The sequence below is a fragment of the Marisediminitalea oceani genome (assembly GCF_003731635.1).
In the GTDB taxonomy this organism is placed as follows: domain Bacteria; phylum Pseudomonadota; class Gammaproteobacteria; order Enterobacterales; family Alteromonadaceae; genus Alteromonas; species Alteromonas oceani.
Genome location: NZ_RCUA01000032.1, coordinates 240,329 through 262,059, shown reverse-complemented (window position 1 = coordinate 262,059; position 21,731 = coordinate 240,329). Strand labels below are relative to the sequence as shown.

Annotated in this window: 18 protein-coding genes and 1 tRNA gene; 10 read left to right on the top strand and 9 right to left on the bottom strand. The window is 47.1% G+C overall.

Annotated features, from left to right (window positions below):
* The first annotated feature begins 130 nt into the window (after window positions 1–130).
* Window positions 131–2,146, top strand: a complete 2,016-nt coding sequence (rep, locus tag D9T21_RS10620; protein WP_123324908.1) for a DNA helicase Rep — start codon at window positions 131–133, stop codon at window positions 2,144–2,146.
* Here rep and D9T21_RS10615 read toward each other — a convergent pair.
* From D9T21_RS10615 to D9T21_RS10605, 3 genes are all read right to left on the bottom strand, one after another.
* Window positions 2,143–4,752 carry a sensor domain-containing diguanylate cyclase gene (locus tag D9T21_RS10615; RefSeq protein ID WP_123324907.1) on the bottom strand — a complete coding sequence of 870 codons (2,610 nt, stop codon included), beginning with the start codon at window positions 4,750–4,752 and terminating at the stop codon, window positions 2,143–2,145. The genes rep and D9T21_RS10615 overlap by 4 nt on opposite strands.
* A gap of 167 nt (window positions 4,753–4,919) precedes the next feature.
* Window positions 4,920–5,312, bottom strand: coding sequence for a c-type cytochrome (locus D9T21_RS10610; RefSeq protein ID WP_105934857.1), 393 nt, complete (start codon window positions 5,310–5,312; stop codon window positions 4,920–4,922).
* Between the two features lie 165 nt (window positions 5,313–5,477).
* Window positions 5,478–6,809 carry a hypothetical protein gene (locus tag D9T21_RS10605; protein ID WP_123324906.1) on the bottom strand — a complete coding sequence of 444 codons (1,332 nt, stop codon included), beginning with the start codon at window positions 6,807–6,809 and terminating at the stop codon, window positions 5,478–5,480.
* Window positions 6,810–6,986: 177 nt separating this feature from the next.
* Between D9T21_RS10605 and D9T21_RS10600 the strand changes: the two genes are divergently transcribed.
* Window positions 6,987–7,063, top strand: a tRNA-Arg gene (locus D9T21_RS10600).
* Window positions 7,064–7,359: 296 nt separating this feature from the next.
* Complete coding sequence (locus tag D9T21_RS10595) at window positions 7,360–8,673, top strand: STAS-like domain-containing protein (RefSeq protein ID WP_123324905.1); 1,314 nt, start codon at window positions 7,360–7,362, stop codon at window positions 8,671–8,673.
* Between the two features lie 163 nt (window positions 8,674–8,836).
* Here the strand turns inward: D9T21_RS10595 and D9T21_RS10590 are convergent, their stop codons facing one another.
* The 3 genes from D9T21_RS10590 to dcm are packed head-to-tail and all read right to left on the bottom strand — an operon-like array spanning window position 8,837 to window position 11,912.
* Window positions 8,837–10,093, bottom strand: coding sequence for a type II restriction endonuclease (locus tag D9T21_RS10590; protein WP_123324904.1), 1,257 nt, complete (start codon window positions 10,091–10,093; stop codon window positions 8,837–8,839).
* Window positions 10,032–10,550 carry a very short patch repair endonuclease gene (locus D9T21_RS10585; RefSeq protein WP_123324903.1) on the bottom strand — a complete coding sequence of 173 codons (519 nt, stop codon included), beginning with the start codon at window positions 10,548–10,550 and terminating at the stop codon, window positions 10,032–10,034. Before D9T21_RS10585 ends, D9T21_RS10590 begins: the two co-directional genes overlap by 62 nt.
* 3 nt (window positions 10,551–10,553) lie before the next feature.
* Window positions 10,554–11,912, bottom strand: a complete 1,359-nt coding sequence (dcm, locus tag D9T21_RS10580) for a DNA (cytosine-5-)-methyltransferase (RefSeq protein WP_123324902.1) — start codon at window positions 11,910–11,912, stop codon at window positions 10,554–10,556.
* A 290-nt stretch (window positions 11,913–12,202) separates the two neighbouring features.
* On the opposite strand from dcm, the gene D9T21_RS10575 reads away from it, so the two are divergent.
* Together D9T21_RS10575 and D9T21_RS10570 are read left to right on the top strand one after the other, a co-directional pair.
* Window positions 12,203–13,897: a class I SAM-dependent methyltransferase gene (locus D9T21_RS10575; RefSeq protein ID WP_123324901.1), complete on the top strand. Its 1,695-nt coding sequence runs from the start codon at window positions 12,203–12,205 to the stop codon at window positions 13,895–13,897.
* A gap of 160 nt (window positions 13,898–14,057) precedes the next feature.
* On the top strand, window positions 14,058–14,486 hold the full coding sequence (locus D9T21_RS10570) for a DUF3010 family protein (RefSeq protein WP_105932952.1): 429 nt from the start codon (window positions 14,058–14,060) through the stop codon (window positions 14,484–14,486).
* Window positions 14,487–14,598: 112 nt separating this feature from the next.
* Here D9T21_RS10570 and D9T21_RS10565 read toward each other — a convergent pair whose 3' ends face one another.
* Window positions 14,599–14,904 (bottom strand): helix-turn-helix domain-containing protein, encoded by a 306-nt coding sequence (locus D9T21_RS10565; RefSeq protein WP_276309501.1) that lies wholly within the window; start codon window positions 14,902–14,904, stop codon window positions 14,599–14,601.
* Window positions 14,905–15,108: 204 nt separating this feature from the next.
* Entirely contained in the window at window positions 15,109–16,017 is a 909-nt protein-coding gene (locus D9T21_RS10560) for a LysR family transcriptional regulator (RefSeq protein ID WP_206427260.1), read from the bottom strand.
* A 108-nt stretch (window positions 16,018–16,125) separates the two neighbouring features.
* On the opposite strand from D9T21_RS10560, the gene D9T21_RS10555 reads away from it, so the two are divergent.
* The 3 genes from D9T21_RS10555 (at window position 16,126) to D9T21_RS10545 (ending at window position 18,160) form a co-directional block, all read left to right on the top strand.
* Complete coding sequence (locus D9T21_RS10555; protein WP_123324900.1) at window positions 16,126–16,845, top strand: CPBP family intramembrane glutamic endopeptidase; 720 nt, start codon at window positions 16,126–16,128, stop codon at window positions 16,843–16,845.
* 248 nt (window positions 16,846–17,093) lie between these two features.
* The gene (locus tag D9T21_RS10550; protein WP_123324899.1) at window positions 17,094–17,357 is read left to right on the top strand and encodes a hypothetical protein; all 264 of its coding nucleotides are present in this window, start codon (window positions 17,094–17,096) and stop codon (window positions 17,355–17,357) included.
* A gap of 260 nt (window positions 17,358–17,617) precedes the next feature.
* Window positions 17,618–18,160 (top strand): DUF1285 domain-containing protein, encoded by a 543-nt coding sequence (locus D9T21_RS10545; protein ID WP_123324898.1) that lies wholly within the window; start codon window positions 17,618–17,620, stop codon window positions 18,158–18,160.
* A 45-nt stretch (window positions 18,161–18,205) separates the two neighbouring features.
* On the opposite strand, the gene pobA is transcribed toward D9T21_RS10545, so the two are convergent.
* Window positions 18,206–19,414: a 4-hydroxybenzoate 3-monooxygenase gene (gene pobA / locus D9T21_RS10540; RefSeq protein ID WP_123324897.1), complete on the bottom strand. Its 1,209-nt coding sequence runs from the start codon at window positions 19,412–19,414 to the stop codon at window positions 18,206–18,208.
* Between the two features lie 161 nt (window positions 19,415–19,575).
* On the opposite strand from pobA, the gene D9T21_RS10535 reads away from it, so the two are divergent.
* Together D9T21_RS10535 and D9T21_RS10530 are read left to right on the top strand one after the other, a co-directional pair.
* On the top strand, window positions 19,576–20,463 hold the full coding sequence (locus tag D9T21_RS10535; protein WP_123324896.1) for a helix-turn-helix domain-containing protein: 888 nt from the start codon (window positions 19,576–19,578) through the stop codon (window positions 20,461–20,463).
* Window positions 20,464–20,823: 360 nt separating this feature from the next.
* Window positions 20,824–21,717 (top strand): amidohydrolase family protein, encoded by an 894-nt coding sequence (locus D9T21_RS10530; RefSeq protein WP_123324895.1) that lies wholly within the window; start codon window positions 20,824–20,826, stop codon window positions 21,715–21,717.
* The last annotated feature ends 14 nt before the right edge of the window (window positions 21,718–21,731 follow it).

The window sequence follows — 21,731 nt, the reverse complement described above, 5'->3', positions numbered from 1 at the left end:
AATTGGCCGGGTTATTCTAAAACACTTCCACAGCGATGCAATACAATCAGTACTCGGATTCTGGGCATGGGTCGATTACAATACCGCTTTTACCGTTGCCATTTCCCTTTGTTGTTGAGAATACCCGTTAATGAAGCTTAATCCCGCCCAAGAATCCGCTGTTACCTTTGTATCCGGCCCATGCCTGGTACTCGCCGGTGCCGGCAGTGGTAAAACCCGGGTGATCACCAACAAAATTGCTCATCTGGTGCGCCAGTGCGACATGCCGGCCCGCTATATCGCCGCGGTTACCTTTACCAACAAAGCGGCGCGGGAGATGAAAGAGCGGGTAGGGCAGACCCTGGGTAAAGTAGAAGCCAGAGGCCTGAAAGTCTCTACGTTTCACACCCTGGGCTTAAATATTATTAAGTCAGAAGTGAAAGCGCTCGGCCTAAAGGCCGGTTTCTCACTGTTTGACGATAAAGACAGCATGGCGCTGCTGGACGACCTCACCGCCCACTCACTCGACGGCGATAAAGATCAGCTCAAATTACTGCAAAGCTGCATCTCCAACTGGAAAAACGATCTGTTAACCCCGGAAATACTGCTAAAGCAGGCGGTGAGTCAGGGCGAAAAAGAGTTTGCTGAGTATTATCAGCAGTATCAGAACCATCTGCGCGCCTACAATGCGCTGGATTTTGATGATTTGATCATGCTGCCCACGCTGCTGCTCAAAGTGGATGAAAAAGCCCGCACCAAATGGCAAAGCAAAATCCGCTATCTGCTGGTGGATGAGTATCAGGATACCAACACCAGTCAGTACGAACTGGTAAAACTGCTGGTGGGCGAACGGGCCCGGTTTACCGTGGTGGGCGACGATGACCAGTCGATTTACTCCTGGCGTGGTGCGCGGCCGCAAAACCTGAATTTGTTGCAGCAAGACTTTCCCCGCTTAAGAGTGATCAAGCTGGAGCAAAACTACCGTTCTTCAGGGCGTATTCTGCACTGCGCTAACATTCTTATTCAGAACAACCCGCACATGTTCGACAAAACCCTGTTCTCGGCTCTGGACTACGGTGTGCCGCTACGGGTGCTAATGGCCAAAAACGAAGAACATGAAGCCGAGCGGGTGGTAGCCGAACTGCTGGCGCATAAATTTACTAATCGCACCAAATTTAAGGATTACGCGATTTTGTATCGCGGTAACCACCAGAGCCGGCTGTTTGAAAAGCTGCTGATGAGTAACCGTATTCCTTACAAAATCAGCGGCGGGATGTCGTTCTTTGGCCGTACCGAAGTAAAAGACATCATGGCTTACCTGCGCTTGCTGGTGAATCAGGATGACGACAACGCGCTGCTGCGCGTGATTAATACGCCCAGCCGGGGGATTGGCCGCGCCACGCTGGAAAAGCTGGGTAACTTTGCGAATGAACTGGGTGTGTCGATGTTTGAGGCTGCCTGCCACGACAACCTTAATTCAGTACTGAGCGGCAAAGGCTATCTGGCCGTGCATAACTTTGCGCGCTGGATTGTGTCGCTTTCCGACGAAGCGATGCGCGGCGATACCGCAGCGGTACTTCGCAACATGATCCGCGCCATGAGCTACGAAGAGTGGCTCTATGAGCACAGCACCAGCCCCAAGGCCGCCGAAATGGCCATGGCCAATGTGAGTACGTTGTTTGGCTGGGTAACCGATATGCTCGAGGGTGATGAGCTTAACGCACCCATGACCTTACCGGAAGTGGTTAACCGCTTAATCTTAAGGGACATGATGGAGCGCGGCGAAGAAGAAGCCGAGGCTGACCAGGTGCAGCTTATGACCTTACATGCCTCCAAAGGTCTGGAGTTTCCCATTGTGTTTCTGGTAGGCATGGAAGAAGGCCTGCTGCCACATCAGAGCAGTATTGATGAGGATAACGTAGAAGAAGAGCGCCGCCTGGCTTACGTGGGGATCACCCGTGCCCAGCGCGAGCTGATTTTTACCTTGTCGAAAGAGCGCCGTCAGTTTGGCGAAGTTATTCAGCCGGAGCCCAGCCGTTTCTTATACGAGCTGCCAACCGACGATCTGGAATGGGAAGAGAAAAAACGCAAGGTCACCGCCGAGGAGCGCCAGCAAAAAGGCCAGGCCAGCATTGCCAATATCCGCGAGATGCTGGGTAAGTCTTAGGCGCTCGACTGGTTCAGCGCCGGCAGTAACTGCGAGCTTTCCAGGTACTTGCCCTGGCCATAAATACATTCAATTTCGGTTAACGCCTCAAGCTGGGAGTAGCTGTTGATACCTTCGGCAATTACGTCGAACTTGAGGTGCCCGGAAATCAGCATAACCGACTGGATCAGCTTTAAATTACGCAGCGAACGCGGCAGTGATTTAATAAAGCGGTGATCAATCTTGATGTAATCAAACGGGTAAGAGAATAAATAGCTCAGCGAGGCCAGGCCGCTACCAAAGTTATCCAGCACCAGCGTAACACCGGCGCGTTTGAGCTTCTTAATCGCCGGTAAAATGTATTGTGACCGGCGGTTCAGATCGTTTTCGTCGAACTCAAATACCAATGCCGCGGGCGATACTCCGGCTTCGCTGATGACGTTAAGAATTTTTTGTACCAGTGAGCTCTGCAATAAGTGGTTAATGGATACATTCACCGCAATCTTTGGCTCGTAACCTGCCCGTTCGGCGTCCGGCCAGGTTTTCAGTAATTCGCAGGCAGCCCGCAACTGATACAGATCCAGCTCCAGAATTAAGCCACTTTGCTCAGCTACCTGACGGAACTGCTCGCGGGAGATTTTACCCAGCGACGGATGCACCCAGCGCACATAAATCTCGTGATACAGCGGCTGCCTGGTGTTGAGATTAATAACCGGCTGCAGGTAGCATTCAAACTCCCGGTCGCGCAGTGAACGGCGAAATTCGTTTTCCAGCTCCAGCTCTTCCAGCAGACGCTCGCGCATACTCTTATCGAATATCACCAAACGGCCACGGCCCAGCGATTTGGCCTGATACATGGCGGCGTCGGCGTCGCGGATCACTTCATCGGCGCTGCGGTAATAGGTTTCTACATGGGCAATACCAATACTGGCGCCGGAATACATCTCTTTGTCGTCCAGAATAAACGGCTCCGAAATCGAGTCGATAATGCGCGCGGAGATTTCTTCCACGTCGGAGGTATATTCAAAGTTATCCAGCAGCAGCACAAATTCGTCGCCGCCGTGTCGGGCCAGTAAATCGTGGCCCCGGATACACTTGGTAATCCGCTTGGATACCTCAATTAAGAATTCATCGCCGGCATGGTGGCCAAGGGTATCGTTAATAATTTTAAACCGGTCTAAATCGATAAACAGTACCGCAAACAGGTTTTCCGGATAGCGCTGTTTATAGGCAATGGCCAGCTCCAGTCGGCTGGCAAACATCGAGCGGTTAGGCAGGTCGGTAAGGGTATCGTGATGGGCGTCGTGGATAAGCTTGCGCTCTATTTCCTTACGCTCTTCAATTTGCTGGCGCAGCACATCATTGGCCCGGTTAAGCTCGGTAGTGCGCTCTTTAACCCGCTCTTCCAGCTGTTCGCTGTAAGCATGCATAGCCTCTGCGCGGAATTTACGCTCCAACGCAACGGCAATATGGTGCGACACAAAGCGCATTAACTCTAAATCGCGCGGGGTGTACTTGGCTGATTTACCATAGGTTTGTACGGCAATCACCCCATACACCTCGCCATCAATAATTAGCGGGGAGCCCAGCCAGGAGTTGGCCTGCTTTAAAATACGCTGAGCCACGGTAACGTCGATCTCGCCGTCTTCGGTGAGCGATAAAATACGCGACGGATCAATCAGCTCCGCCTGACCACGGCGAATAACAAACTCGGTTAAGCCAAAGCCCAAGGGCCGGGTTCCCGGCGTATCATCCTGAGTATCGCTGAAATAGGGGAAGTTCAGGAACTGCTTAGATTCATCGAGGATAGCAATATAGCAGTTAGGCGCGCTTATCAGCCGGGCAATAATTTCATGCAAGCTAGAGTAGAAAGAGTCCATGTTGCGGCTGGCGTTGGCCGACAGCTCAGAGATCTCAAACAGGGCCTGCTGCAGCGCCTCAACTTTCTGGCGCTCGAGGATTTCTTCCTGCAGGTCGTCGTTGATCTGGCGTAACTGACGGGTACGCTCACGAATAGTTCGCTCGGTGAGCTCGCGGTTTTTTACCCGGTCGACGGTGGTGACAATGTGCTGGGAAACAAACAGTAATACTTCCAGATCTTCCTGGGTGTAGCTCACGTTATCGTCGTAGGTTTGTACCACCATGGCACCAATGACCTGGCTGCCACGTTTTAACGGTACGCCTAAAAGCTGGTGGGGCTGACTGCCAATCAGCTCAACTTTATGGTCTTTATCAAACTCGTCCTGGTTTTCATTGCGGTAGAAAACGTGATTACCCGACTCAAGAATATAGCCGGTAAGGCCTTTCTTTAGTTCTTCGGCGGGCAGTTGCTTAACCACCTGTTCATCGAATTCATCAACAAAGTAGGCCATGTCCACCATGGTGGTATCAGGCGAGTAAAAGGCAACAAAAAAGTTCTCCGCATCCATAAAGTCAGCGATGATTTCATGAATAGCAGGATAGAGGCGAGACAGATTGCTAACGGAACTGGCCAGCTCTGATATGTTAAACAGTGCTGTCTGAACTCGTTCAGCACGTTTGTATTTATCAGTTAACTGCTGCAGCTGCGGGATAAGCTCTCTTAATTCCGCTTCTGACAACTCGTATTTTGTTGGCTCAGATGACATAAAAAAACAGCAGCCGGCAATCCGCTAGAGTAAAACGAATAACTTACTCTATTGTGGATAATTTTGCCAGAGCTTTGGAGGGAATGTACTCACCAACAACCTGCAGTTTTGGTATCGAAATGCGCCGAATATGCGCAAAACATGCAGGTTGTCAGTGTTACCGAGCGTTATAGCTCTTCGGTCATGTACTCAATGGCTGCTTTGATGTCGTCATCGCTACAGCTGGCACAGGTACCACGAGGAGGCATTGCATTAAAGCCGTTAATCGCATTGGCTAATACTGCGTCGAAACCTTTTTCCAGGCGAGGTGCCCAGTCAGCCGCGTTGTTTACACGAGGTGCACCCAGTACACCGGCAGCGTGACAAGCAACACAAGCTTTGTTAAATACGTCTTCACCCGACATTGCACCAGCTGGTGCAGCAGCCGCAGCGCCTGCAACGTGCACAGAGCCAACTGGCTTAATACGCTCTTTGATCGCCTCGTCTGACATTTCCTGAGCGTTTACCGCAAAAGCTGCCAGTACTACAGCGCCCATACCTAACCACGTTTTTAATTTCACAATCGTCTCCAGGCAATTTTGGTCTGAAAAATAAATAATCCGCATGATTATAAAGGTTAATCCAGCCGCGACAACTGTTTGAGACTAATTGATTAGTCCTTATCCGACAAAAAGCCAATAAAAATCGGTTTTTTTGCCGCAGTGTCGCTTACGGGCAACTATTTTTTACTGTCGGGCAGCCATTTTAGATGACTTTTCGCCAAGCAATTGGGCCATGGCAATATTCAGCAACTGTTGCATTTTTTTGCCAGCCCGGCCAACACCGGCTTCACTGGCTCCAGGCACCTCGGTTTGCACGGCCAGCGTAAACTCCCGTATGAGCTTTCCATTTAGCTGCAAGATCACATGCGCCAGTAAAACCGTTTCGCTTTGGTTGCGGGTTTCACTGGGCCCGGCACCAATTTTCTGAAAAATACGCCATCTGCCGCCAGTTAATTCATCCAATACCTCTTTTGCCGGAGTATCAGAACCAGGCGCCAGCGCATCAGCAATCGCCCGGGCCAACAGTACGCCGATACCCGCCTGCATGCCGCCGGCATCGACCACCGAATTACTATGGCCATTACCATATAAGAGCATATCAAGGTGAGAAGTCCTAAAGCCCGGTAAGCGGGTTTGTGGCTCTGAATTATGGGTAACCATGCGCTTTAAAAACTCAGCCTGGGCTAGCGTTGTCATGGGCTTATTGCCGGTTAAACCACACCCATCGCAGCGGTAAGACTGATAGAAAGGATCGTCGCTGGCCTCTGCAAACGGCTTCACCGCAAGCTTATTATGTAAATCGAACTGCCACTCCGCAGCGCCAGGATCAAACGCAGTAGGCCCATAAGCCCCCCGAAAGCGAATAGCCGGATTGTTCATGTTAAGCCATTTATCATGAAATAAGCCGGTTAAAAATTCCCGCCCGGCAATGTTGGCAAAGTAGGTGGCAATGGCATTGGAGTTGCCATCTGCCTTACCCGACGGCGCATAACTGTTAACACTGGTGATAAGATCGCCCAGCTTTACATCACCCACCAGAGTAGAAGCACTCACTTCCCGGCCAATCGTCGCCAGCGCCCCGGCAAAGGCCATAATTTTAGAGGAGCTCCATGGCTCATAAAGTACATCCTGGGTATTGGCGTTCGCCAGATAACGATAGCCTGTACCATCGGGCGTAGGGCCAAAATCGATAGCGGTAATTTTGCCCAGTGAGGCAGGTATATTAAAGTAGTTCCAGTCACTGGCTACCCGTTCTTCCCAACCGGTAGCAGTGCCAGACTGTTCAACAGTAATATAATCCGGGTTTGGCTTGCGGCTGCGCATAGTCGCGCCTGGCATGATGTTCGCAATGCAGTCCGGCGCGCGGCAATCAGACGCGTATTGCTTGGGTAACAATGGAGGGGCACTGAACACATTGTTGTAAAAATCCAAACCGCTTTGCTCATCAGCCAGGGCAGAGAGTGAAACCAGCGCACCCAAAAAAACACACAAAATAACCTGCCAGATTCGAGACATACACTTAACATCCTTTATTGTTAAAACCAGACTAAGCCAATTCAGAACGCGAAGCAAAAGCCAAATTTGCCTGATTTTTAAACATCAGCACCGGCATTTTCATTTTTTACTGTAAATTAACCAGATGAACTCCTATAATGCGCCACTCTAGACGGTTCCTAGCCGTTTAAACAGAATGCACCCGTAGCTCAGCTGGATAGAGCGTTGCCCTCCGGAGGCAAAGGTCATAGGTTCGAATCCTATCGGGTGCGCCAGATACAAAAGAACCAGCCTCGTGCTGGTTTTTTTGTATCTGCAGTATTCCGTGGATGAGAAACTTCGTTCGACAAAATTGCCGGGAGCAATTTTGAACGCGCTTTAGCGCGGCCCGCAGGGCGAGGCGCAGGACGCGCCGAGTAATCCTATCGGGTGCGCCATTTTTAAACGGCTGCAGCCCGATTCTCTTCTTCTTAAGATTCCCTTTCGACAGATTTAGTTTCAATTCACTCATTTGTAGTCACGTTCTTTTTCGGGGTACTATTTTATAAAAGTAGTAAAAGGGTGCTTTAAAATGGATTCAAATGACGTTCTCAAAGGATTGAAGAAGCAGATGTACGTTGCTAATAGTGAAGTAATAGCTGTACCCAATGGCTTCAGTTTTAAGGAACAAGGTGCATATGACTTCGACAGTTTAATAAGCTTCTTTGATTGGAGTCATAAAAATAAACATGTCACGATAGATCTTACAAGATGTAATAATGCAAATTACCAAGCGCTATCTTTGCTCGTCTTGTACGCTTGGAAACTAAAATCACAAGGTTGTAGGGTGAAGTTTGAGGAGTCAGACTCTATCAACGGTGCTAGTGAGATGTTTAGGCGACTTGGTGCTAGAGGGACGTTTACTGTATTGACTCATGAGCATCAGAACTTCATTGGCAATCAATATAAGCCACTATTTGCAATTAGAAACTCTGCTGACTTCAAGAAGGTGATTGAGGCCGCAGAGTCATATACCGAAGATTTTAACGTTGAGTTTACCAAAACTCTTCGGTATGTGCTCTCTGAGTTGTTATATAACACATTAGAACATGGCCAGAGCCATTATGAATATGCTAAAAAATCTTACAGAATTCCTTCGCTCTGCCAATTTTCGTGGTTTAAAAACAAGAGAGAGGTATCATTCATAATTGCTGATTCCGGAATAGGAATCAAAGAGCATCTAGAGCAAGCATTTCCTGGGCAAGAGAGTCATGAAGATGCAATAATGAATGCCATGAGGCCCAAAGTTTCAGGCACTTTTGGTAGGAATGATCCATATAAAGATAAGAATAACGCAGGAATAGGATTGTTTTTGTCAACTAATATTGTTCGAAGGCTGAATGCTGAAATGCATATAGTTTCTGGAAATGGAATTGTTCATATATCCCCAAGGGATATCACCAACCGGAAACTTAAAAGTTATTGGCCCGGCACGTTGGTTCTTGTAACAATAAAGGTTGGTAGAGAGGAGCATGGGGAAAAATTAGATGAAATGCTACAAAACTTCCGTGAAGAGGCGCTCCGAGAACAAAAAGCAGCTGATGGTAGCGAAAAAAATGAATACTACAATGTTCATATAGCAAACTACTTTGGGTTTTATGCTGAAGACAAAGAAGCTGCGATACGGTTTAGAAATGAAAGAATCTTTCCTGCCCTTGAGCAAAAAAAGAAGATAAGGCTAGATTTTGCCGGAATTGAAAGTTCCCCACACAGTTTTTTAAGTGCCTTGTTAGCCTCACCAATAAAATCATTAGGGATGAAGGCTTATAAAGCAATTAAAATTATAAACGCTACCCCGGATATTCGCGAAACAGTGGATTTTATCATGGACGAAAATACAGATTGAGTCATGCCCCTCTTTAATTCTGTACAGTGAGTTGACTTTTTCAATGTGTAGTCACCGCCAAGTGCGCCGAATTTGTGATTATTGTTGAATAAAATGGTATTTCAATACTATAAAGGAGGGCCTGAGCTGTACTAGCTCAGACCTGAGCTATTACAAGTACAGATTATAAGGCGGATTGGGTGTGCTTCACTTCTTCAATAAATTCTTTAAAAGACATAAGGTCTTGTCTTTGAAGATTTGAATACGTTTGCTGAATATTTTCTGGTACAACAAGTTGTAGATTCATTTCACTCATTTGATTTGTTTGATCTTCTGAAATTGCTGGTTCCAGAGTGATGAGGTGTTTTAGTTCTATTCTTTTAGCTTCAGCTAAGACTTGTCTCCAACGCTCTTTACAAGTGGTTTTTGCCCCTAACATTCTTAACAGGGAAGAGTCAAAACCTGGTGAGAGGTATTGTTTTTGGCCCGGAAATAAAAAATCCGGGGTTTGCTTCCCCTCTGTTTTCTTGCCACGGTCAAAGGAAACGGAATTTTGCAATAAGATCTCTTCAATGTGATTTTCAAAAGCATGTCCCACGCGGGACTTTCTGCGATTTTGCACGCTTAGTGAGAAGCCAATGAACTCATCGACGTCATCACCATGCTCTCCAAAGCCCTTTTTTAATCGCTCGGCAACGATATGACGTTCAAGAATTCGAAACAGCGTTTCTTCACCGGTCATCCACTGTAAAAGGCTTTCATCCGGGGCATCAATAGGATTCGACTCAGAAAAATGAGTGCGAGTGAAATCTGAAAACTCTCTGGTTTTCGGAAATCTTTCCCCGAAAGTTTCTAATATTGATTTCAGCAGTTCTTTTGATTCATCTGCTTCGGTATATAATTCAATGCCGAGCTGGCTCAGCATTGTCTGAATCGGCAATGCTAATTCTGACTGATGGATCTTCACTTCTTTGAATGAATTATTAGCGGATATATTTCCGGCTCCGAAGATTGTTCTTAACTGAGTTTCAACGGTTGATTCTTTGGGGGTGAATACCAGCAGTATTTCCTTGTCTTTGGTGACAGCTATAAGAAGAAAGTCAGACTCTTCAAATAACTCAGAAACTTCATTGGTTTTATAGTAAAGCCTGAATTCAGGACCCCTGCCGTGAGCCATATATCTGGTGTCATACCAAGTAACCGTGTCTCTGCAAACAATAGGCTCTTCATCTTGTGACCCTATATAGACCATCGTAGCTTTATATTTCAGGTGGTTGTGGTTTTGTGTCAGATCCAGATACTTTCCTATACCTGCGCTTACAAGCCCCCCCAATTCATGCTGATTTGAACCTGAAGATTTACTGTTATTACGCTTTACATCAACTGCCGTCAGGTACTTTACTGCGACTGCGTCGAAAATATCTGTCAATTTCTCGTACATTGTGGAGTCCTTCCTTATCAATCACTGAAAATATATTGTTCTGATTTTTAAGCCAGTTAGCAGACATTTCTATAGCATTAGCCAACTGTTCCTTGCGCTTCAATGAACACTCCCAAATTAACAGGACTTTGATGTTTCGATCCAGTAGTTCATTGATCTTCCTCATATCTCTTTCTTGAGTATCAGTTATTTTTTTTACCCAGAATTCTCTTTTTGCAGAAGGCCAGTGAAACAAGTCGCAGTTATGGCCATGCCAGAAGCAGCCGTTTATGAGAATCACCGATTTGTACTTTTTAAAATACAGGTCGGGTTTACCAGGAAGGTTTGTTTTATTGCAAGTGTATCTGAAGCCCAGCCTGTGAAGGCCTTTTCTTACTTTTATTTCAGGTTTGGTGTTGCGCGCCTTAATAGCGCGCATATTTTTAGAACGGACTTTAGGTGAGTGAACGTCAGTCATCTGCTAGGCAGCATCATCCACTTTCTTCTGGTTATCATTAATGATTGCCTGGAGTATCCGGGGTTTCATTAACTTTGCTACAGCTGCAAAGACAGGTACTACAACCGAGTTACCGAATTGCTTGTAAGCCTGGGTGTCTGAAACCGGGATTTTAAAGTCACTTGAGCCGGGCGCGCTAAATCCCATTAAACGTGAACACTCCAAAGGAGTAAGACGTCTGGGTCTGTTTTCAAGGTTCTCCGCGTCATCGAATCCTTTCTCAAAGTCCCATCCTCTGTCTACAAGGATCTCGGAACCATCCTTGTAATATCTCGCCGACAATGTCCTTGCAACAGAATTCTCTTTTACCAACCCGAAACCAAAGCCATTCCCCTTTTCTTTATGCTTGGCGGCATAATCGTAAAGGTATTTCCAGAGCTTCGGTGTAAGTATGTACTTCTCATCTACTTCTTTGTCGAGTATTTGCCCGAGAGACACAGGTTGTTCGGGTTTCTGTTGTAGTACACCTTTCAATGAAAAGTCGTCATGGACATTAAGATCCTTGCGGAACCCAACAAGTACAATACGTTCTCTGTGTTGAGGAAGAAAGTGCTTGCCATCAATAATTTTAGGGTCCTGCGTTCCTTCATACCGTTCGTCAGCCACTTCGTAACCAAGTTCTTTCAAAGTCTCCATAATGACTCGAAAAGTTTTACCTTTATCATGGCTTTTCAGGTTCTTCACATTTTCCAGCACGAAGGCTTTAGGTTTAGTAGCGGCAATAATTCGCGCAACATCAAAAAACAGTGTTCCCTGAGTCTTACATTCAAAACCATGCTCGCGACCCATAGCGTTTTTCTTGGATACTCCGGCAATTGAGAAAGGCTGGCATGGAAAGCCTGCCAGAAGCACGTCATATTCCGGAATTTCTTTTTCTATATGCTCATATGCTTCTGCCTCTGAAATACTTTCATCTTCAGACAGGGTGATCTGACGAATATCTTCGTTAAATTTATGAATACTCTCGTCACTACCGTGGTTGGCTTTATAAGTTTTGACTGCGTATTTGTTCCACTCGCTGGTCAGAACGCATAAGCCGCCAGCATCCTCAAAACCTTTCCTAATCCCGCCAATACCGGCAAATAAATCGATGAATCTAAACTCACAGTTTTCTTTTGTAACTTTAGGGCTGGGTATAAGTTCCTTTAATGTAAGGTACTCGCTGTGAGTTAGTTTTGGTGAAGCTTTTCCTTTTACCCAACGGTTCAGGGTTTCTCTGCACCAGCGGTCAGGAGATACTTCATTTAAAAACTCTGCAACCGCCTTTTGGTCATAAATTTCCAGAAGCTGCTGTATAAGCTCTAAATCTGATTTATTCGTCATTTTCTTTACTCTGGGTCAAATGAGTGATCAACGATCACACTGTTAGTCCAATTATCCATACTACTGATCAAATATACAAGTTTAGTGTTTAACATGTTGTATAAAGATGGAACTGGACTTCAGGAGGTTTTATGCATAAATAATTAAAAATTTCGATTCTATGCTTGGTGCGTTTAGATGAGTAGCGGCTACATCGAACTTACTTTGCATTTTTACTGCATTGTTCGTATTGTGCTGAATATATAAATTTAACTGGATTGTTTTGAACAAACTAGCAAGGAAGCAAGCCTTTGTCCGAAAACATTAAATACTATTCAACTCACGCTGAAAGACTCGCTAATCAATATAACAGCGTAGCGTTTGAAAAAGTACATGGCGACTGGCTTTCTGAAATACCTGAAAAAGGCTTTGTGCTGGATATTGGCGCAGGGTCAGGGCGCGATGCCCGTTTTCTTGCTGATAAAGGATTGAGTGTTGTTGCTGTTGAACCTGCTGATGGCATTCGTGAACGCGCCCAGCAATATGTGGTTAATCAGCCGATTCACTGGTTGAATGACAAACTGCCTGAGCTTAATCAGGTGTTCAGCCTGCAAACAAAGTTTGATCTGATTTTAATCAGTGCTGTCTGGATGCATATTGCGCCTTCTGAGCGTGAGCGATGTATTCGTAAGCTTAGCTCCCTGCTAAAAGCTAACGGAAAAATCATTATTTCGTTGCGTCATGGCGCGAACCATGACGAACGCACTATGTACCCGGTGTCAGCAGATGAGCTTTCGGGGTTTGCCCGCAAGTTTGGTCTGTCATTTCGGTTGCTTAGCGAACAGGTCAATGCCGATGAGTTGGGGCGGGATGATGTTCACTGGCAAACGGTAATACTTACCTTACCTGATGACGGTTCGGGGGCATTCCCCCTGCTGCGCAACATTATTGTTAACGATAATAAGTCTTCGACGTACAAAGTTGCTTTGTTGCGTACCTTGCTGAGAATTGCCGAGGGTCATCCCGGTGCGGTTCTTGAACGCACCAAAGAGCATGTGGTATTACCTGTAGGACTGGTTGCTCTTTACTGGATAAAGCTATTTAAACCGCTGATCGATCACTTTGAGATTCCCCAAAGTAGCAACCGGAATAAAGGACTGGGGTTTGTTAAAAAGGGCGGATGGCAGGAACTGCGCTCTTTTACGGCTAACGATTTTTATATCGGCGCCACTTATCTGAATGTCGATATTGCTCGTGCGGTATATCAAACGCTGAAAGATGTAACGTTCACCATACGGGATATGCCTGTGCGATACATTACTCTGCCTGGCACAGAGCAGGGTATATTTCATGTCGAGAGTAAACGCACCAGTAAACCTTCTGGTGGCGTTGTTCTTGATGCTGACTTTATGAAATCCTTCGGGCGTTTTTATATTCCGGTAAGTATCTGGGATTCGCTGGCCAGATTCAGTGTGTGGATTGAGCCCTCGCTGGTAAATGAGTGGGCGGCATTAATGCAAACCTACACGGCAAAACAGGCGATGGCGTTCTCTCAATCTGATTTGCTTAAAGCGTTAACCTGGGAAGATCCACGCAGAACCACCGCGCGGGTAAGAAGCCGGGTAAACGCTTTGCTTGAGAGTGAAAAAGTAAACTGTTGCTGGTCGGGGAAAAAACTCGTGGCGGAGGGTTATGCAATCGATCACGCTATGCCATTTTCCCGATGGCCGAATAACGATTTATGGAATCTGCTTCCTGCTAAGATGCACATCAACGCCAGAAAATCAGACAAATTGCCCAGCTCCGCCCGTTTGCAGCAAAACAGACGAATCATTACAGAGTGGTGGCAACAAGGCTGGTCTGATTTTGCGGACGAGTTTTTTATCCAGGCTAATCTCGCGTTGCCAAATCTGCCTGATAGCAACCGTAGTTTTGAGGACGTCTTTGAAGCGCTCACGCTACAGCGGGACCGAATCAAAGACTTCCAGCAACTCGAAGAGTGGTAGCGTTACTAACGCCTGTATATATAATTTAATCATCGCCATTAATTTCCTCGAAATTTTCTATAATATCCCCAACAGCAAAGTGCGTATGATCAGAAATACCAGCCCGCAGCACCGCTAAATCCGATATACTCCAGGCTGATATTTAAAGTGGAGTTTTGTAATGCGTGTATGTGGTGTAGAACTGGCCGGAAATGATGCCAACATTGCCCTGATGAATCTGGAAAATGGCCTGATTCAGCTTCCTGACTGCCGTACCCGTAAATTGAGTTTACAAAAAGCCGCTACTGCTCATGAGCTTAAGTATTTTCAGAAATCCTTCGCGCAACTGGTGCAGGACTATAAGATTGAGACCATCGTTATCCGCCAGCGCCCGATGAAGGGCAAGTTTGCTGGTGGCGCTATTGGCTTTAAATTAGAGGCGGCGCTGGAGTTGCTAAACGGGGTGCAGGTTATCGTAATGCCGCCCACCGAGATTAAAACGGCGTTAAAAGAAAGTCGCGTGTTTATAGAATTCAGCGAGACCGGTTTAAAAGGTTTTCAGAAATCCGCGTTTGAAACCGCACTGGCTTATATGAGTCAGCATCTGTAACTCTATCAATCCGGGGAGCAATAAAGCTTATGCGTCCACTTTTAATGGGGCTGACCTACCGCATATTCTTTCATGAGTTTAAAAACTGTTCGTGTATATGATTCTGGTACCATTAGAACCTCAGTGATTTCTTATCGATAGGCGCAGTCGTTGCAGACACTTCATTGTTAGGCTGGTCGTCGACAGTCAATTTTAAGTCTAGTGCTGCACAGAGTTTGATGAGCATATCGACAGAGACTTTTTCAGGTTTTGTTTCATAGTTAGAAATATCCCTTTGATAGACGCCGATACGTTTAGCTAAGTTAGCTTGCGTCCAGCCTCTGGACTTTCTGCTGTCTCTGATAACGGCACTTAAATCTTTCGCGGTGTTAACCTTCACAATCATCTTTTTCGCGCTCTGTTGTACAAATTGATTTATACGGAAATACGTATAAATTAATTTTATTCAAAAACATGTATAAATTTAAAATATACAAAATATTGAATAAAGTTCACTTATGCAGGCTCTTGTATACGAGAATCAACTAGAAGATAAAGTCATTTAACCCTAATACTCAATAGATCACCGACGCTTAAGGCAAATGCGTTAAATATTCCCTAATGCCGTTTGAGTATGGCCTACTTAAAACTGCCACTCTTCCCGCTTAGCCAAAAAGAAACCCAGGAATACCCGTACTTTTGCCTGTGTAGGAGTTGATGGGTGGTAGTAGGCGTAAACCTCGGCATCCTGCCACCAATAATCCTGCAGCACCGGGGCGAGTTTGTCTTGTTGTAACAAGCGCTGAATGTGGCCGGATTCCACCGGTGCGTTTATGAGCCCAAGGCCTGCTTCGGCCAGTTCAACCATGCCTGCAACGGTTTTTATCTGGCAGTGCGGTGTGGCGTAAATGTGCTCGCCGTTACTGTCTTGCAGCACCAATACGTTGCTTGGTTGGTTATACAGATAACCGATTACCTTATGCTCTGCCAATTGGTCCGGGTGGTTGGGCGTACCATTAGCTTTCAGATAGGCTGGCGAGGCAAATACCCCGTATCGGGTTTTCCAGATGGAGCGGCGTTTTAATCCCGGGTATCTGTCGCCCAGGTAATCACCTACCGACCAGAACACGTCATAGTCGTCATCGCGAATATTGATGAGTGATTCTTTCACATCCAGCGACAGGGTGAGCTCTGGGTATTGGGCAGTAAATTCGGCCATCCAGGGCACCAGGGTTTCCGTTACTACCTCATTGCTCTGACACAGCACTCTCAGCTCGCCGCTGACTACCGTGGCTTTGGTGTGGCTCCATTGCATCAGCGCCTGGTGTTGTTCCAGTAAAGCCTCACTTTTGTGTTTAAACGCTTTGCCAAACTCGGTTAATAGCAGCTGTCGTCGGGAGCGAATAAACAATGCCTGGCCAAGCTGCGCTTCCAGCCTGGCAATTTGCTTGCTGATGGCCATTACAGTTTTGGCTTCTGACTCGGCCACGCGAGACATATTGCCCGTCTCAGCAACCTTACAAAATATGGCGAGATCTTTAGGATTAATCATTGTGTAAACTAAAAGTATAAATAACTACAGTTTTTAATATATTTATTTATCAATTGCCACTCTTTAAGCTGGAATCAGTCAAATCTTAGTGCAGAGAGGGTAAATAAAATGACATTACATTCAGGCGAGTGGCTGGTATTGGCAATGATGGCAGGCATGGTGTTGTACAGCTTGTGGGAAGCGGATAAGAATAAACTGGCGGTTATCGCAGGGCGTAAAACCAAACTCGCCATGTACAAAGAAACTATTGGTTTTTTGTGGCTGCCAACCAGTGTTTTACTCATGCTGCCGTTCAACATTGTGTCGGCACAGAGTTTGGGGCTTACCTGGCAAAACAGCTGGGCCAACTGGGCTGGCCCAGCACTAGTAATGATGGGGCTGGCTTATGTGTTCTGGCATATCCGCAGTATTCAGCCCGGTACTCCGCAATATCAACAGTTATTTGATGCCATGCAACCCCACAGCTGGCTGATGCCAGCGAATAAGCGTGAGCTGTATTGGTTTACGTGTGGGGTGTCGATGTCGGCCGGTATTTGCGAGGAGCTGTTATTCCGGGGCTTCTTCCTGGCGGTGTTTGCTGAGCCCCTGGGCGTGTGGGTGAGTCTGGTGCTGGGTAGCTTTTTATTTGGTTTGTGTCATCTCTATCAGGGCTGGGCCAATGTGCTGCGAACCGGCGTTATTGGTTTGGTGTTAGGCATTATCTATGTGCTTACCGAGTCGCTGTGGGTGGTAATTGCTCTGCACGCTTTAATGGATATTTTCGGTGGGGTGTTAGGGTATGTGGTGCATAAACACGGTCAGTGCGTATCTGAGGCGGCCACAGTATAACCCTGTAGGAAAACCAATCTTTGCACTTTCTACTACTGATTTTGTATTTTCTAACCCTGAGTACAGCTTTCCAGGCGCCGCCTATCATTTATGGTTAACACTACTAATTTCTGGTTAGGAGATTGTAATGGATAACAGAGCAATTTATTTAATCATGTTCACCCTGTCGGCGCTATTGTCGCTGGCAATTAAATCGTGAAGACTACACCGGTATTCATGGCGGGCTGGATATTCTGCTGGGTTCGGTGATGAGCTATTTATATATAGTGATTCTGGTGTCTGGTTACGTTACTTTTGCCCATTCTGTGACTAACAGAATGAGCAACTGCATTATAAGTATTACCTGCGGGGCGTTGTTGTGGGAGATTCATCAGGCTTTCATTCCAGAAATGTATTTCGACTGGAAAGATATGGTTGCAACGCTTATGGCTTTTACTGCATTAATGCTGATTCAGCACTATAAACCGGTGGGCAATTCTGTGCATAGCTCTGTAGCGATTGGTAAAGGGTAGTCTGTCAGTTAAATCCACCTGATGCTGCAATCTTGTTCTTTCTTAAAAGCAAGGAGACTGGCAGCTAATCCCTAAAACCAAATATAGTGCGTTGGCGACTCGGTTATTTGGGCTTTCTGATTGCCGGGAGCGTTTAGATATAGGTTGGTTTTTTTTATTGATAACAATGTAGAGTGATACACTCTAATCTGACGTGGCGATCTCTGCCTTATGGCGAGTCTCTCTTCAATGATTAACTAACAAATCCAGGTGATAACGGCATGGATCTGCAAACGCTTACCAAACAGATAGAAAATCTCGACGCGGCACCGCCCTTCGATAAATGGCATCCGCCTTTTTGTGGTGACATCGATATGGTTATTAAGGCCGATGGCAGCTGGTGGTACATGGGTAGTCCCATTGGGCGGGAACGGTTGGTGAAGTTATTTGCCAGTGTACTGCTTAAGGAGGGCGACGAGTATTTCCTTAAAACGCCGGCCGAAAAAGTGCGTATTCAGGTTGAAGATGCGCCATTCGTGATCACTCAGTGGCAAACGCACAACACCGAAGAAGGCCCGGCTATTGAGGTGATTTCAAACTTAGGTCATGCGGCTGTGTTATCTGAGAGCCACCCGTTGGAAGTAGATAACAGCAATCCCGACCAGCCCCGCCCTTACGTTACGCTGCACCGTGGGCTCAAGGCCTTAGTCCATCGTAATGTGTTTTATCAGTGGGTGGATATTGCCCGACAGGTTAACAAAAATGGTGAGGAGCATTTGGTTATCAACAGCGGCAAGAGCGAATTCAGCCTTGGAAAATTGTAGCGTCTGGTTAAAGCGCAGACGCTACGTTATGCAGGAACAGCGTTATCAGTTTACTTCTTCGTAAGGCATGCCCACATACTGGCGGGCAATCACTTTCTGACCCTCTTCGTGAGTCAGGTAAAAGTCCAGTTCAGACTGCATAAAGCGGTCGAAAGTGGCTTTATCCATACCATTTACATTGTCCTGATCAAAGTCGTGCAACATGTTGCTCATCCACCAGGAAAAACGCTCGCCGTGCCATACCCGGCGTAGCGCAATTTCAGAATAGCGTTGCGGAGCGGTTAAATCGCCATAGGCGTAGCGCTTTTGCAGCAACTTATACAGGGTTGAAACGTCTGATGCAGCCAGGTTAAGACCTTTCGCGCCGGTGGGCGGCACGATATGCGCGGCATCGCCAACCAGAAACAGGTTGCCCCATTGCATAGGCTCACACACAAAGCTACGCAGTGGCGCAATCGACTTTTCGATACTGGGCCCGGTAATCAGGTTATTGGCGCTGTCTTCAGGCAGGCGCTTTTTGAGTTCATCCCAAAATGCTTCATCTGACCAGTTTTCCACTTTATCGGTGAGCGGTACCTGCAAATAATAACGGGAGCGGGTGGAGGAGCGCATGCTCGCCAGTGCAAAGCCGCGCTCGGTTTTACAATAGATCAGTTCATCACTCACCGGCGGTACATCGGCCAGTAAACCCAGCCAGCCGAAGTGATAAACCCGCTCATGCTCAGTGCGCTTTTCTGCGGGAATGGTCTGCCGTGAAATTCCATGAAAGCCATCACAGCCGGCGATGTAGTCACAATTGATGGTGATGGTTTCACCGTCTTTAACCAGCGTGACCTGCGGCGAGTCGCTATCCACATTGTGCAGCTGGACATCCTTGCTTTCATAAAAGCTGGTGAGGCCGACTGCGTCACGAGCCGCCATTAAGTCGCGGGTGATTTCGGTCTGGCCGTAGCACATTACCGTGCTGCCTTCGGTAAGCTTGTTAAGATCAATGCGGTAACGTTTGCCGTAATAAGCGATGTCAAAGCCATCGTGCACATGGCCTTCTTCATCCATGCGCTGATTGACGCCGGCTTCCCTAACCAGGTCGACAAAGCCCTGCTCAAGAATACCGGCGCGAATACGGCCGAGTATGTAATCCGGGCTAACCCGCTCGACAATAATGTTGTCGATACCCGCTTTATTCAGCAGTTGCCCCAGTAATAATCCTGATGGTCCAGAGCCGATAATAGCGACCTGCGTTTTTGTCTTCATAGCAATGACTCCCGGTGAACAAATCAATTCTGATGATTGAATAATGGAAGACAGCGGCCACAATTGTTATTCACTTATCCTTTAAAGTGTTGTACTTTTTAATCATATGTTAATTTTTTGTCACTGCCCGTGGCTGTTATAAGCCCGCCAGGAGAACCGTTTTGACAACAACGCAAAAGCAGATCCCGTTTTACGACCTCTACGGTGAATCCTTTATGCGCATGCAGCCGGACTTTGTGCATCTGGAGGATATTCAGTCGCGCAGTGCCGACTTAGGCTGGGAAATTAAACCGCACCGGCACGCTAATCTGGCTCAGATCATCTGTGCCTTCGACAGTCAGTGGCAGGTGCAGCTCGATGACGAGGTGCATAACCTGTCTGGCAACTGGGTGGTTACCTTACCGCCCGGGGTAGTGCATGGTTTTCACTTTGCGCCCAACACCAAAGGCTTTGTGTTATCCATTAATGCCGATGTGATTGCCAATATGGAAATGGGCGAGGATGTCAGTGCGTTTAACCAGTTGGTGTGGTTACCGCAAACCATTGAGTTTCGCAGTGCCCGCCAGGCAGAGCGCTATTTCAGCTATCTGATGATGCTGGCCGATGAAATGCACATCAGCGATCCCGGCGCGTCTACCACTATCCGGTTGTTGTTAAAGCTGCTGTTTATCACTATTGCCCGGCAACGCCAGCTCGACTCGGTTCAAAGCGGCCCTTCTGGTAGGGAAAACCGTATTCTGCTGGGCTTTCGGGAACTTATCGACAAGCACTATCAGGATCATATGACCATTGATGAGTATGCTGAAAAATTGTTTGTGTCGGTATCAACTCTAAGCCGTATCTGTCGTCAGCAGCTTTCGCAAACGCCTAAACGGCTGGTGCATCAGCGACTGATCAGTGAAGCCCGGCGGCGCTTAGTTTACACCCAGCAAACCCTGGATGAGATAGCGCTTACCCTGGGGTTTAAAGACACCGGTTATTTCTGTCGTTTCTTCAAACAAATGGAAGGCACTACCGCCGGTGAGTTTCGCCAGCAGAAACGTAAATGATGACAAGATTAATTACTAAATAATGCTTATTTATACTCGGGTTGATTATTTAACGTTATGTAATAAATGGGTTTTATAGGTTTTTTCTGGTTTTATTTAGTGCGGTTTTAATATTTCGATATAGGAAAAACTAATGGCGTTTAGCAGTTTTCTAAACTGCAAGCGCATAACAGGTGGCGCATACTATAGCGTAAATACTGTACGGGCCTGCGCTTTAGTATCGCCAACGACATTGTATATTTTCATCTTTTGATTGTACTTTTTCGTTATGGTTGTTTTTGCAAAGCGCTGAAAGTCCGGCGAATCAACAGGTTGTTACCCAACAGGCATAAGCGGGCAACCAATACTCAGGAGCGGGTCATGAGCCAATTTGTTGTAGATGCTGACTGGTTGCACTGGCATCAGTCACCATCGGTACCAGACTTTAAGGTACCGGAAGGCGCGGTGGATGCGCACTGTCATGTGTTTGGCCCCGGTGACCAGTTTCCCTTTGCGCCACAGCGTAAGTACACCCCTTGCGATGCGTCTAAAGATCAGTTGTGGGCATTGCGTGATTACCTTGGTTTCAGCCGTAACGTGATTGTTCAGGCCACCTGCCATGGTGCTGATAACCGGGCGCTGGTGGATGCATTGAATCACTCCAATGGCCTGGCTCGCGGGGTGGCTACGGTTACCGAGTCTATTACCGATGAAGCGCTGCAAAGTTTGCATGAAGCGGGCGTACGCGGGGTTCGCTTTAACTTTGTTAAGCGTCTGGTGGATGCATTACCGTTTGATGCGCTGAAGGTGATTGCCGACAAAATTAAGCCGTTGGGCTGGCATATTGTGATCTACTTCGAAGCTCAGGAGCTGCCCGAGCTATACGATTTCTTTACTGCGCTGCCAACCACCGTGGTGGTGGATCATATGGGTCGACCGGATGTGAGTAAGCCCTTGGATGGCCCTGAGTTTGCGCTGTTTTTAAAGCTGCTGGCAGAGAACGAAAACTTCTGGAGCAAGGTCAGCTGCCCGGAGCGCATCTCAAAGGTTGGCCCGACTGGCAGCTACGAAGATGTGGTGCCGTTTGCCAGAACCGTGGTGGAACGTTTCCCGGACCGTGTTTTGTGGGGTACCGACTGGCCGCATCCCAATATGAAGTCGCACATGCCTGACGATGGCCATCTGGTGGACATGATCCCCAAAATTGCGCCAACTGAGGCACTGCAGAAAAAATTACTGATTGATAACCCTATGCGCCTGTACTGGGCGGATTAGACACCGTGCCGGCA

Bases quoted from the DNA above. Each gene is read 5' to 3' on its own strand.
- rep (WP_123324908.1), top strand. From the start codon at position 131: ATGAAGCTTAATCCCGCCCAAGAATCCGCTGTTACCTTTGTATCCGGC.
- D9T21_RS10615 (WP_123324907.1), bottom strand. From the start codon at position 4,752: ATGTCATCTGAGCCAACAAAATACGAGTTGTCAGAAGCGGAATTAAGA.
- D9T21_RS10605 (WP_123324906.1), bottom strand. From the start codon at position 6,809: ATGTCTCGAATCTGGCAGGTTATTTTGTGTGTTTTTTTGGGTGCGCTG.
- D9T21_RS10595 (WP_123324905.1), top strand. From the start codon at position 7,360: ATGGATTCAAATGACGTTCTCAAAGGATTGAAGAAGCAGATGTACGTT.
- D9T21_RS10590 (WP_123324904.1), bottom strand. From the start codon at position 10,093: ATGTACGAGAAATTGACAGATATTTTCGACGCAGTCGCAGTAAAGTAC.
- D9T21_RS10585 (WP_123324903.1), bottom strand. From the start codon at position 10,550: ATGACTGACGTTCACTCACCTAAAGTCCGTTCTAAAAATATGCGCGCT.
- dcm (WP_123324902.1), bottom strand. From the start codon at position 11,912: ATGACGAATAAATCAGATTTAGAGCTTATACAGCAGCTTCTGGAAATT.
- D9T21_RS10570 (WP_105932952.1), top strand. From the start codon at position 14,058: ATGCGTGTATGTGGTGTAGAACTGGCCGGAAATGATGCCAACATTGCC.
- D9T21_RS10560 (WP_206427260.1), bottom strand. From the start codon at position 16,017: ATGATTAATCCTAAAGATCTCGCCATATTTTGTAAGGTTGCTGAGACG.
- D9T21_RS10555 (WP_123324900.1), top strand. From the start codon at position 16,126: ATGACATTACATTCAGGCGAGTGGCTGGTATTGGCAATGATGGCAGGC.
- D9T21_RS10550 (WP_123324899.1), top strand. From the start codon at position 17,094: ATGAGCTATTTATATATAGTGATTCTGGTGTCTGGTTACGTTACTTTT.
- D9T21_RS10545 (WP_123324898.1), top strand. From the start codon at position 17,618: ATGGATCTGCAAACGCTTACCAAACAGATAGAAAATCTCGACGCGGCA.
- pobA (WP_123324897.1), bottom strand. From the start codon at position 19,414: ATGAAGACAAAAACGCAGGTCGCTATTATCGGCTCTGGACCATCAGGA.
- D9T21_RS10530 (WP_123324895.1), top strand. From the start codon at position 20,824: ATGAGCCAATTTGTTGTAGATGCTGACTGGTTGCACTGGCATCAGTCA.